This is a genomic window from Paenibacillus sp. Marseille-Q7038 (genome assembly GCF_965111595.1).
In genome coordinates this window covers 358,709-371,670 of the sequence record NZ_CBCOOM010000002.1, presented here as the reverse complement: position 1 = coordinate 371,670, position 12,962 = coordinate 358,709, and the positions used below count along the sequence as shown (strand labels likewise).

The 12,962-nt window shown below is 42.4% G+C and carries 10 protein-coding genes; 9 read left to right on the top strand and 1 reads right to left on the bottom strand.

The window, feature by feature from the left end:
- The first annotated feature begins 30 nt into the window (after positions 1-30).
- Both glmU and ACWPWY_RS18930 read left to right on the top strand, forming a co-directional pair.
- Positions 31-1,428: a bifunctional UDP-N-acetylglucosamine diphosphorylase/glucosamine-1-phosphate N-acetyltransferase GlmU gene (gene glmU, locus ACWPWY_RS18935; protein WP_454193199.1), complete on the top strand. Its 1,398-nt coding sequence runs from the start codon at positions 31-33 to the stop codon at positions 1,426-1,428.
- 88 nt (positions 1,429-1,516) lie between these two features.
- Positions 1,517-2,470, top strand: coding sequence for a ribose-phosphate diphosphokinase (locus ACWPWY_RS18930; RefSeq protein ID WP_160036678.1), 954 nt, complete (start codon positions 1,517-1,519; stop codon positions 2,468-2,470).
- A 79-nt stretch (positions 2,471-2,549) separates the two neighbouring features.
- Here ACWPWY_RS18930 and ACWPWY_RS18925 read toward each other — a convergent pair whose 3' ends face one another.
- Positions 2,550-2,750 (bottom strand): hypothetical protein, encoded by a 201-nt coding sequence (locus ACWPWY_RS18925; protein ID WP_454193198.1) that lies wholly within the window; start codon positions 2,748-2,750, stop codon positions 2,550-2,552.
- Between the two features lie 162 nt (positions 2,751-2,912).
- Here ACWPWY_RS18925 and pth point away from each other — a divergent pair, with 162 nt between their 5' ends.
- The 7 genes from pth (at position 2,913) to yabN (ending at position 12,910) form a co-directional block, all read left to right on the top strand.
- Positions 2,913-3,473: an aminoacyl-tRNA hydrolase gene (gene pth, locus ACWPWY_RS18920; RefSeq protein ID WP_454193197.1), complete on the top strand. Its 561-nt coding sequence runs from the start codon at positions 2,913-2,915 to the stop codon at positions 3,471-3,473.
- An 85-nt stretch (positions 3,474-3,558) separates the two neighbouring features.
- Entirely contained in the window at positions 3,559-3,789 is a 231-nt protein-coding gene (locus ACWPWY_RS18915) for an anti-sigma-F factor Fin (protein ID WP_454193196.1), read from the top strand.
- A 259-nt stretch (positions 3,790-4,048) separates the two neighbouring features.
- On the top strand, positions 4,049-7,573 hold the full coding sequence (gene mfd / locus ACWPWY_RS18910) for a transcription-repair coupling factor (RefSeq protein WP_454193195.1): 3,525 nt from the start codon (positions 4,049-4,051) through the stop codon (positions 7,571-7,573).
- Positions 7,560-8,699, top strand: a complete 1,140-nt coding sequence (locus tag ACWPWY_RS18905) for a foldase protein PrsA (protein ID WP_454193194.1) — start codon at positions 7,560-7,562, stop codon at positions 8,697-8,699. Before mfd ends, ACWPWY_RS18905 begins: the two co-directional genes overlap by 14 nt.
- 278 nt (positions 8,700-8,977) lie before the next feature.
- A complete protein-coding gene (spoVT, locus tag ACWPWY_RS18900) occupies positions 8,978-9,520 on the top strand; it encodes a stage V sporulation protein T (RefSeq protein ID WP_454193193.1) in 543 nt (180 codons plus the stop codon).
- Between the two features lie 123 nt (positions 9,521-9,643).
- Entirely contained in the window at positions 9,644-11,308 is a 1,665-nt protein-coding gene (locus ACWPWY_RS18895; RefSeq protein WP_454193192.1) for a putative polysaccharide biosynthesis protein, read from the top strand.
- A gap of 102 nt (positions 11,309-11,410) precedes the next feature.
- On the top strand, positions 11,411-12,910 hold the full coding sequence (gene yabN, locus ACWPWY_RS18890) for a bifunctional methyltransferase/pyrophosphohydrolase YabN (protein ID WP_454193191.1): 1,500 nt from the start codon (positions 11,411-11,413) through the stop codon (positions 12,908-12,910).
- Positions 12,911-12,962 lie beyond the last annotated feature (52 nt).

The window sequence follows — 12,962 nt, the reverse complement described above, 5'->3', positions numbered from 1 at the left end:
TTACAATTACAGCGTAGGAGGTCGGGATTGTTGAAAAGAATGGCTATTATTCTTGCCGCAGGGCAAGGAAAACGTATGAAGTCGAAGTTATATAAAGTACTCCATCCAGTATGTGGAAAACCAATGGTTGGTCATGTTTTGGATACAGTAGGACAAGCAGGAGTAACACGTAACATTGTTGTTGTAGGTCATGGTGCTGAAGCTGTAAAATCATATCTTGGTTCAGCAGCTGATTATGTACTGCAGGAACAACAGCTCGGTACAGGGCATGCGGTTAAGATGGCTAAGGATATGCTTGGCAAAGAAGAGGGAACCACAATTGTAATCTGTGGAGATACTCCTTTGGTAACAAAAGAAACACTTGAAGGCTTGATGGAGCTTCATGAGTCCCGTGGGGCTGCGGCAACGGTGTTAACAGCACATATGGACAATCCAGCTGGATATGGTCGTGTGATTCGCAGCAGCGAAGGATCTGTAACTAAAATTGTAGAACAAAAAGATTGCAATCCAGAAGAAGATGCTGTACAAGAAATTAATACAGGCACGTATTGTTTCGATAATGCTAAGCTGTTTGCAGCTTTGGATAAAGTAACAAATAAAAATGCACAACAAGAATATTACCTTACTGATGTTATTGGTATTTTCCGTGAAGCAGGAGAAACCATTGAAGCATACATGACATATGATGCTGCAGAATCCATTGGTGTAAATGATCGTGTAGCTCTATCTGAGGCAGAAGGCTTTATGAGACAGCGTCTCGTGCGTAAGCATATGCTGAACGGAGTAACCATTATCGATCCTTCATCTACGTATATTGGCGCTGATGTTACGATTGGTTCTGATACTGTGCTTTATCCAGGTACCATGCTTAAAGGCAATACGATAATTGGTGAGAGTTCCGTAATTGGGCCAAATACCGATATTGAAGACAGTACAATCGGCGATAACGTCACCGTTAAACATTCTGTACTTAGTAAAGCAGAAGTGGGGAACGGTTCTTCCGTGGGTCCATTCGCTTATTTACGCCCAGGATCTAAACTTGGTGAAGATGTTAAGATTGGTGACTTTGTAGAGATCAAAAATGCTACTATTGATAATGGCTCAAAAGTATCACATTTGAGTTACATTGGAGATGCTGCCGTCGGCAAAAATGTAAATATCGGCTGCGGAGCAATAACTGTGAACTACGATGGTTATAATAAGTCTGTTACAGAAATTGAAGACGATGCTTTTGTAGGAAGTAATGTGAATTTAATTGCACCTGTTAAAGTAGGCAAAGGCGCTTATGTCGTTGCAGGGTCAACGATTACGCACTCTGTATCAGATAATGATCTTGCTATTGCGAGAGTTCGTCAAGAAAACAAGCCGGGATACGCTGATAAAATTCGTGCCCGTGCCAAAGCTAAGAAAAATAACAAAAATTCATAATGAAATGCTGTTCTATACGAATAGCGCCGACTTTTATGAGCAGAACTAAAATCGATTCCAATGAACCAGCACGGAGGTTTTTTATTTTATGACTTATTTTGATTCCAAACTAAAAATATTTACTTGTAACTCAAACCCGAAACTTGCACATCAGATTGCCGACTACATCGGTATTCCAATGGGTGAGTCTCATACAACAAGTTTTAGCGATGGTGAGATTCAAGTAAAACTGTCAGAGAGTGTACGTGGCAGCCATGTGTATATCGTACAATCCACTTGCTTGCCGGTTAACGACAACTTGATGGAAATGCTTGTTATGATTGATGCACTGAAGCGCGCTTCTGCTAAAACAATTAACGTAGTTATCCCGTATTATGGATATGCAAGACAAGACCGTAAAGCACGTTCGAGAGATCCAATTACGGCTAAACTCGTAGCAAACTTGATTGAAAAAGCAGGAGCAACACGTGTTATAGCTATGGACTTGCATGCAATGCAGATTCAAGGATTTTTTGATATCCCTGTAGATCATATGCTTGCAGTTCCGATTATTGCACAGTACTTCCGCTCGAAGCAGATTGAGAACCCGGTGGTTGTATCTCCGGACCATGGCGGCGTTGTACGTGCAAGGAAATTGGCTGACTTCCTGAATGCGCCACTTGCTATTATTGACAAACGCAGACCTGAACCAAATGTAAGTGAAGTAATGAATATCATCGGTAACATTGAAGGTAAAACAGCAATTCTGATCGATGATATTATCGATACGGCAGGTACGATCGTTCTTGGTGCGAATGCATTGATGGAAGGCGGAGCTAAGGAAGTATACGCTTGCTGTACCCATCCAGTTCTTTCTGGACCTGCAATGGAACGGTTGGAGAACTCACCGCTTAAGGAAGTAGTAGTGACGGATACCATTCCGATTACTCATCCAAATCCAACAAATAAGCTGAATGTGCTTTCTGTAGCACCGCTACTGGGCGAAGCTATTATTCGGGTTCATGAGGAATTGTCGATTAGTAAATTGTTTGAAATTGAATAGTTCTGCATAGTTAACATGAAAAAGGGGTTACACTGTCTTGGATAAGACAATGTAACCCCTGTCGGCGTATGAACTGATTTTAGTACCCTGGCCTTGAAATAAAATGGTGGCAAGTACGGTTAAATAAAGCACCACCAACTTCTACAAAATGTTCATCGTAATGAGTGATGTAACCAATATCAATGTGTCTGTCTCGGTCATACACTTGTACCGGTATGGCCTGTTCCATATGGTGCTGAAACTGGGACAGCTGCGTTAAACGTTCTATATCGTGGCGCATAACCGGGTCACCCTTTCATCGGTTGCTATTACTTGCTTCCCGCTGTATACAATTGTTTTTATTGTAAAGTGAAAAAGAACGTAAGTCCATATCAGCGAACTGAGCGATGTCTTTTTTAGTATTTTGTTTGTTACTCATCTGAAAAGAAAGGAGGAGCATATCATGAAATGGATTGTAGGACTTGGGAATCCAGGTTCTGAATATGCTAAGACAAGACATAATGTTGGGTTTATGGCGCTCGATGCCTTAGCAGACCGTCATCAAATATCTATTAATCAGAGCAAGTGTAAAGCGCTTATTGGAGAAGGAATGATTCAGGGAGAAAAAGCTGTCCTGATCAAACCCATGACCTTTATGAATCTATCTGGAGAAACGGTCCGAGCTTATATGGATTATTATAAAGTTGCGCTGGATGATTTAATCGTGGTCTACGATGACATGGATACAGAGGTTGGGAAAATAAGACTTCGATATCAAGGAAGCGCAGGCGGACATAATGGTATTAAATCCATCATCCAGCATACAGGGACGCAGCAGTTCAATCGAATTCGCATGGGTGTCTCAAGACCTGAGCCGGGGCATGCAATTGTTGATTATGTCCTTTCCAACTTTCCGAAGAAGGAAAAAGAGGCGCTTTCTTCAATGATTGAATCTACTTGCGATGCGCTAGAATATGCAATGAAGGATACGTTTGAGAGAACGATGGCTAAATTTAATGGCTAATTTTCAAATTCACTCCGGCTGATGGGCTAAACTGGCAGTCTCCTGGGAAGACTAAAGATATTAATCTTCTTCAGGAGGCATATCTATGCAAATCCATTATGTTTGTCGTCACTGCCGTTCGACTATAGGAAGTATTGAAGCCGATCATGCGACAGAGGTTCGGTTAGGCCTACATTTCTTGACCCCCTCAGAGCGGCAAGATATAATAGCCTATAATTCAAAAGGTGAGATGATTGTCAGTATCACCTGCAGCTATTGTACGGAAGCAATTATGGACCATCCAGAGCTTAGCTTGATTGCAAGTCCCTTGCAGTAAGCTTCGTTATCTAACATAAGATTCATTGAGCTTTATGGGATGATTGGCTTCATACCCTCTAGCCTTGGCTGTAAGTGCTGAGGCTTTTTTTTCAGTTACAGAGCAGTAGATAAGCCGCATGTTCTGACTTTACCTATGGTAAGGGCAGTTAAAAAGGATTATGATGAGATAACCAGTATCCAAATGTTTACATTTAAAAATACTGACTATCGTTTATAAATAGCAGATAGATTAGAAAGTGATAAGAGAGGTGCCCCTTTTGCTACAAGCACTTATTGATGCCTATTCCAAAGATTCTGATTTTGAATCAATTGCTTCCGGCGTTAAGTCGGGAATGAAGGAGCAGTTGATCTCCGGTTTGACGGGGTCGGCTCGTCAAATAATGATAGCTGCCCTACACAAGCAACTAGATCGACCAATGCTCGTCGTGACACATAATATGTTTGCGGCCCAAAAAGTGGCGGATGATTTGCAGGAAGCGCTTTCTGCTGATCAAGTCCTTTTATACCCTGCAAACGAATTAATTGCTGCTGAGGCAGCTATATCTAGTCCAGAAACCCTCGCACAGCGTATAGATGTACTGCTTAAGTGTGCAAAAGGATTTCGTGGTATTGTCGTTATTCCTTTATCAGGTGCTCGGCGCTATTTACCTTCTCCTGAGATTATGGCAAATACGGAAATTACATTACAGCAGGGAGGGACGCTTGAGCTAGAATCCTTCCTTCGAGGTATGGTAGAGCTAGGATATGAACGTGTAGAGCGCGTAGAAACACAAGGAGAGATGAGTGTCCGTGGAGGTATCATCGACTTCTTCCCTGTGACTTCTGGGCTTGCTTATCGTGTGGAATTATTCGACGATGAGATTGATTCGATTCGTACCTTTGATCCGATAGATCAACGTTCTATAGATAAGACCGATCAGGTTGTCATTACTCCCTGCAAGGAATTAATTGCAAATGAAGCTAAAATGAAACAAGCCGCAGATCGAGCGGCCATTTTGCTTGAGGAACAAATAGAGAAGACAACAGACCGGCAAGCAAAACTTCGACTGCGCGATGAGATACATCGTGAAATTGAACTGCTGCGCGAGCATATGTATTTCCCGGAAATATATAAATATGTAACCGAGTTATACCCTGAGAAACAAACCATTTATGAATATATGCCGCAGGATACGGTCCTGATTTTTGATGAGCCGGCAAGGCTTCTAGAGACGGGAAAACAACTTGAGCGGGATGAGTCTGAGTGGAGCATGCATTTGCTTCAAAATGGGAAAACGTTGCCACAGCTTACTCTTTCCCTTGATCATGAAGAAGTTTTATATCAACGTCCATTCCAGACGTTATTTATTTCTGTTTTCCTAAGACAGGTTCCACATACATTACCACAGAACATTCTGAACATGGTCAGCCGCAGTATGCAGGACTTCCATGGTCAGATGAATGTGCTTAAGGCGGAAATGGAACGCTGGCAAAAAGCAGGTGTACAGGTTCTTATGCTGGCAAGCAGCGAAGAGCGACTGGATCGAATGCGCCGCGTATTACAGGATTATGATATACATGAACCGACCATGATGATTGGTAATTTACAGAGTGGTTTTGAGATGCCTTCTATTAATTTAGCAGTGATTACCGAAGGTGAGATGTTCTCCCAGAAACAACGTAAAGTACGTAAACCTATTCGCAATGTAGATAATGCAGAACGAATTAAGAGTTATAGCGAACTTAAAGTTGGGGATTATGTTGTCCATCAGAACCACGGTATCGGTAAATATATGGGAATCGGCACATTAGAGGTAGCTGGGATCCATAAGGATTACATGCATATCCTATATGCTGGCGGTGATAAGCTGTCTGTTCCTATTGAACAGATTGACCTCATTCAGAAGTATGTTGGATCAGAAGAGAAAGAGCCGAAGATTTATAAACTCGGCGGAAATGACTGGACACGGGTTAAGAATAAGGTTCGAAGTTCCGTTCAGGATATAGCAGATGATTTAATTAAACTGTATGCAGCTCGTCAATCTTCGCCTGGCTATGCTTTTGAGAAAGATACGGCGGAACAGCAGGAATTTGAAGACTTATTTCCATATGACGAGACACGGGATCAGGAAAGAGCAATTGAAGAAATTAAGAGAGACATGGAACAAAGTCGCCCAATGGATCGGTTACTCTGCGGGGATGTGGGATACGGCAAAACCGAGGTAGCGATTCGAGCCGCTTTCAAAGCAGCAATCGAAGGGAAACAAGTCGCAGTACTTGTTCCTACAACGATTCTAGCACAGCAACATTATGAAACATTCCGTGAGCGTTTTTCTGGATATCCGTTTAACGTGAGCGTTCTGAGCCGTTTCCGTTCTCGCAAGGAGCAGAATGAAACGACGAAGGGAATCAAGCAAGGGACGATTGATATTGTAATTGGTACGCATCGTTTATTATCTCAGGATCTTGTCTTTAAAGATCTAGGACTGCTGATTGTCGATGAGGAACAACGTTTTGGGGTTACCCATAAGGAAAAGCTGAAGAAGCTGAAGACGAATGTCGACGTGTTAACACTGACTGCAACGCCAATTCCTCGGACCCTTCATATGTCTATGCTCGGTGTACGTGATTTGTCGGTTATTGAAACACCTCCGGAAAATCGGTTCCCCGTACAGACCTACGTGGTGGAGCACAGTCAGACGCTAGTTCGGGAAGCAATAGAGCGTGAACTGGCGAGAGGTGGTCAAGTGTACTACCTGTATAACCGTGTTCAGGGAATTCAGGAGATGGCTGCAGAAATTTCTGAACTTGTTCCTGGGGCAAGAGTTGGTGTTGGGCATGGTCAAATGACAGAGTCTGAACTTGAGAAGACCATCCTTGATTTTCTGGATGGGGAGTTTGACGTGCTTGTCAGCACCAGTATTATAGAAACTGGGGTTGATATCCCGAACGTAAATACTTTGATTGTACATGATGCAGATAAGATGGGGCTTTCCCAGCTGTATCAGCTGCGTGGACGAGTTGGACGTTCCAACCGAATTGCGTATGCCTATTTTACGTATCAAAGGGATAAAGTGCTGACAGAAGTAGCAGAGAAAAGGCTTCAATCCATTAAGGAATTTACAGAGCTTGGCTCCGGTTTCAAAATTGCGATGAGAGATCTAACGATCCGGGGTGCTGGAAACTTGCTTGGAGCAGAGCAGCACGGGTTTATCGCCTCTGTCGGTTTTGATCTCTACTCACAGATGCTTGCAGAAGAAATTAATAAACGTAAAGTAACGATGCTTGGTGAGGAAGCACCACAAGAGCCAGGCTGGACAACCGCGATTGATCTAGGGATCGATGCTTACTTGCCGTCAGATTATATCTATGATAGCATTCAAAAAATTGAGATTTATAAAAAAGTCGCTGTTCTTGCTTCCTTTGATGATACGATGGAATTGGAAGATGAATTGGTGGATCGTTTTGGCGATTTACCTGAGGCAGTTACGAACTTGCTCACTGTAGCAAGACTTAAAATTTATGGTAAAACCTACGGTATTGAGTCGATCGTACAGCGTGGCGATGACATAACCCTGAAGTTCTATGAGGGTCAAGAAAAAGCTGTAAATGGAGCGAAACTTGTCCAGATTGGAAATCAGTTTGAAAGACGTGTACAATTTGAACAAGGACAAAGTATGTCTATTCATGTAAAAGGTAAAGGACTCAGCGATTTGGAGCTACTTCAATTGCTAGAGAAATTCCTTGCAGCCATGAAGGATGCTTTTAAATCAAAGGGGGAACTTCAAGATGTTGCGAAGTAATAAAAAATCCTGGAAGACGATTGCGGTGACAATGGTCGGCGTATTATCGATATCTCTTCTGGCTGCTTGTGGAAATGGCGATGATCAAAATGCGGCAAGCGATGATAAAAGCGCGATTATCGTTAAATATGATGGTGGTGAAATTACAGAAAATGAATTTAACACCGAGATGAAAATTATGAAGTTCATGAGTCCTCAGTATGCACAGCTCATGGAAATGGATGAGTTCCGTGAATACCTAGTAGAGCAACAAGTGACTTATGAGTATTTGAGTAATCAAGCTTCTGACGAATCCAAGAAACAAGGAGAAGAAGAAGCCGGTAATCAGCTTACTCAGATGAAGACACAAGTTGGAGATGAGCAGTGGAAAGTAATGCTCGAAGAATATGATCTCACAGAAGCGGATATCAAAAACTATATGGCACGTGTTTTGACCATTGTTAAGGATAAATCACCAAAAGTAACGGAAGAAGAATTGAAAGCACAATATGATGCTAGCCCGGAACAGTTTATTACAGCTACTGTTCGTCACGTTCTGATCAGCTTCCAAGATCCTGAGACACAAGAGGATCGTCCTGAAGGTGAAGCACTAAAAATTGCAAAAGAAGCAAAAGCAAAATTGGATAAAGGGGAAGACTTTGCTGCTGTAGTGAAAGAATACTCCGAGGATCCAGGTTCTGTTGAAAATGGCGGTTTGTATGAAGATACTCCTATAGTATCTTGGGTTGAAGCTTTCAAAGAAGCAGCTAAAACTTTAGAAATCAACAAGATCAGTGATCCTGTTGAAACAGATTATGGATATCACATTATCAAAGTAGAGAAACGTACAGAACCAACCTTTGAAGAATTAACACAAGAACAAAAAGATACGCTTGCCAATACCATTGTAAACACACAAATACAAACCTTCATGGAAAAAGAGCTTGATGGAATTATGGAAGGTGAAATAAAACTTCCTGCAAATCCTGCAGCTGAAACAGAAGGAACGGATACCGAGGGAACGGGTACCGAAGGTACAGAGACGGCACCTACAGAAGGAACTGAAGGTACGGACAAAGGAACAACAGATACGGAAGGAACCGATGCAGGTACTGAAAGTACAGATAAAACAACGGATAGTAAATAATAAGATCAGACAAGCAGGATAGCATAGAGTCTAATCCATTAGACGCGGGTAACCGCGTCTTTTTGTTATAACAAAACCTTCTGAGAAGGTTATTTCTTTTTATACAGGCAAATTTTTAAGTAAGTTTATTGAACGATATTAAAAGGTCCATGTATAAGGAAATGGGAACAGATGAATACTATGGTCTAGATATCACACTAAACTAACTACCTTAATCCCTCCGTTATAAAAAGGACAGTAGTTGAAAAATCTTCTCGAGAAAGTGGGGCAACATGTAAATGAAAGCTACTGGTATCGTCCGCCGTATTGATGACCTCGGTCGTGTCGTAATTCCTAAAGAAATTCGTCGTACATTACGAATCCGTGAAGGTGATCCACTTGAAATTTTTGTGGATCGAGATGGCGAGGTTATTCTGAAAAAGTATTCACCTATCGGTGAATTGGGTGATTTTGCAAAGGAATATGCGGAATCTTTGTTTGAAGGTACAGGACATGTAACGCTCATCACTGACCGTGATACGATTATTACGGTAGCTGGCGGATCTAAAAAGGAATACCTGGAGAAACAAATCGGAAATTTGGTTGAGAACTCCATGGATAACCGCAAAACTTTGCTTGAAAACAGCAGTGGATCTTATGAAATAGCTAAAGATCATATAGAAACTTTATCATCCTTTGTTGTAGCACCGATTATATCTGGAGGAGATCCTATCGGTTCCGTGATATTGTACAGCAAGGATGAATCTACAAAAATGTCTCAACTTGAAGTGAAAATGTCTGAAACCGCAGCTGCGTTCCTTGGCAAGCAAATGGAGCAGTAAAGAACAAAAACTCCCGCCTGTAAGAGGGCAGGAGTTTTTTGCTTTTACATAAAGAGGTATAATAGGGTTCGTATTGCAAAGGAACATAGCGTCCTACCCTAAAGAAGAAGTAGGTAAGTCTAAATGAAATCAATGGAAACCAGTACAAAGATGCTTCAGGGAGCATTTATACTCAGCGTAGCTGCACTATTATCAAAATTGATTGGAACACTGCAGAAGATTCCGCTACAAAATATAGCGGGTGACAGTGTATTTGGTATTTATAATACGGTTTATCCTTTTTATATGATGTTCATTACACTCGCAACAGCTGGCTTCCCTATAGCCGTATCTAAGCTGGTTGCTGAAGCAAACGCTAGGGGAGACCAAACTGAAGGAGAGCGGGTTCTTAAAGTTACTTCTCTGCTCTTAGCTCTACTTGGAGGACTGCTTAGCCTGCTTATGTATCAATTTGCCCCTCAGATTAGCCGTTTCATTGATAATAAAGAGGTGATTCTCTCCATTCGTACTGCTTCTTTGGCATTTTTATTTGTGCCCGTCATGACAGGTCTTAGGGGATATTTTCAGGGTCTGCAGGATATGTTGCCTACGGCTGTTTCTCAAATTACAGAGCAGACGGTCCGTGTAACCGTCATGCTTATATTGTTATTTATACTGATTGAGCGTGGTGCAGCAGCAGAAACGATTGCAGCAGGAGCGATGTTAGGGTCTGCCATGGGTGGAGCCGCTGCACTGCTCTGCATGTGGTTTTTCTGGTTAAGAAGGGGAAAGAGGAGAACTGTCCATGCTGAACAGCTGCTTCCTAAAGAAAATATGCTTATTAGTGAGAAGGGTCTGAAGTCAGAACGAAAGTCTACATCTACTCTTCTGATTAGTGTGCTTCGTTATGCTATTCCTGTTGCGCTGGGTTCGGTTGTCGTCCCATTGATGAATATGGTTGATACTTTCACTGTTCCGCGTCTGCTAAAGCAGGAAGGGATGGCTGATATAGAAACGATGAGACTTTTCGGCGTCTATAATCGGGGGATTCCGCTTGTACAGCTAGTGACCATGCTAGCAACGACTTTGTCCGTGTTATTCATCCCTGCTATTGCTGAGGCGAAGGTGCGAAGTGATCAAAAGACAATTCATAGGCAAAGTAGCCTTGCCCTTAAGTGGTTCTGGCTCATTGGTCTCGCTGCTGCTGCTGGCATGGCGGTGCTGGCTGGACCCATCAACCAGATGCTTTATATCACGACCGAAGGGACAAATACGATGCGTATATTGGCACTTACTGCTGCCGGGAGCGCAGTCAGCGTAATTGCTGCAGCCTTACTTCAAGGATATGGTGCAGTTAAAGCACCGGCCCTTATCATGCTGACTGCTGCGGTTGTCAAAACACTGTTAAATGAGTTACTAGTGCCGTATTTCGGTATTAGCGGAGCAGCATGGTCCTCGGCAGCAGCTTATGCACTGGCTGCTTTGTTGAACGTATTGTTGCTCGCTCGGATGCTGAGGCTACGCGTATCCTTAGCTGCTGTTTTACTAAAACCATTCTTTATTATCGCTGCTATGTCGCTGACGGCAGCCGGGATGGCATGGAGTATCGAGGTTATAATTGGGGCTTTAGAAATTGGCTTAGGCAACCGAATTACTGCGCTTGTACAAAGTCTGCTCGGCATTACTGCGGGCGTCATCATATTTATGATTGGTGCAATCCGCACGAAGTGGATAACAGCAGAAGAAATCGCTATGCTTCCCAAGGGAGAGAAGCTATTGAAGCTGCTGCGCAAACTAAGATTACTATAAGCTTGAGCAATGAGTACTCTGTTTTTTTGGCATAAGATAAAAGCATGATATAGTTACAGTTAACAAGGTTTATTTAAAAGCCATTTTATTTGGAGGGTTAACATGAGCGCAGCAATCACAGTTGTTGGTCTAGGTTCAGGCGGGGAAGATCAACTGACTTTAGGCATTTTAAAAAGGTTACAAAAAGCAAGTACGATCTATGTTCGAACGCTTGATCATCCGGTATGCAAAGATTTAGAAAATCTTCATTTATCTTTGACTTCGTTCGATCGTATATATGAAGCAAAAAGTTCTTTCCCAGAAGTATATGATAGTATTGCAAACGAGCTCATTCAACTTGCTAAGCAAGGGGCTGTAGGAGAAGAAATCGTGTATGCTGTACCCGGACATCCTATGGTAGCAGAAGCAACGGTAGGGCTGTTAAAAGAGCGCTGCTCAGAACAGGGGATCGATCTCTCTATACTTGGAGGAGAAAGCTTCCTGGATGAGGCATTTATAAGACTTGGATTTGATCCGATCGAAGGATTCCAATTGCTTGATGCGGGTATTATTGATGGTTCGATGCTTCAACCTAAACTACATACATTAATTGGACAAGTGTATGATGTGTTCACTGCATCTGATGTTAAGCTTAGTCTGATGGAGGTGTATCCAGATGATACTAAGGTTATTGTTGGACACGCGCTCGGTATTGAAGGACAGGAAGTTATTCAGGAAGTCGAGCTATATGAACTGGATCGTGTAGAAGGATACGGAAATTTATCACTTATCTATGTACCAAAGAGTGACAATGAGCAGCTCACGAGACGCACCTTTGGTCGTCTTCATGAAATTGTAGAAATTTTGCGAAGCCCAGAAGGATGCCCTTGGGATCGCGAGCAGACTCATGCTTCCATCCGCAAGAATCTGATTGAGGAAACTTATGAAGTCCTGGAGACGATCGATGATGATGACCCAGATCATATGAAAGAAGAACTCGGCGACTTGCTGCTTCAAATCATGCTACACGCTCAGATGGAAGAAGAGCTGGGTACATTTGACGTCTATGACGTCATTCAAGGTCTGAATGACAAGCTCATTTTCAGACACCCGCATGTTTTCGGAGACAATAAAGCAGAAGATGCTGGAGAAGCGCTAGCCAACTGGGAAGCGATGAAAGCAGAAGAGAAGAAACTCAAAGGACAAGTGAGCGAGGCAACTTCTATACTTGATGGTATTCCTAGAGATCTTCCAGCCTTAATGAAAGCTTACAAACTTCAAAAGAAAGCATCAAAGGTCGGTTTTGACTGGGATCAAGTAGAAGATGTGTTTGTTAAGGTAGAGGAAGAACTCGGTGAGCTAAAAGAGGCAATTAAATTGAATTATGCCGCAGAAGAACAGATGCTGGAGCTTGGTGATGTATTATTCGCTACTGCTAACATTTCTAGATTTATTGGGGTCGATCCAGAGGAAGCACTTGCTGCTACAAACCGTAAATTCACTCGTAGATTCAAGTACATCGAAGCTCGTCTTGCGGAGCAAGGGAAAACGGTCGAAGACAGCACACTTGAAGAGATGGAAGCTTGCTGGCAGGAAGCGAAGCAGGAACTGAAAGATTACTAACATTAGAATTCGGATTGAAAGTCATAAATAGCGGGTATTTGAGTAGTAGGAG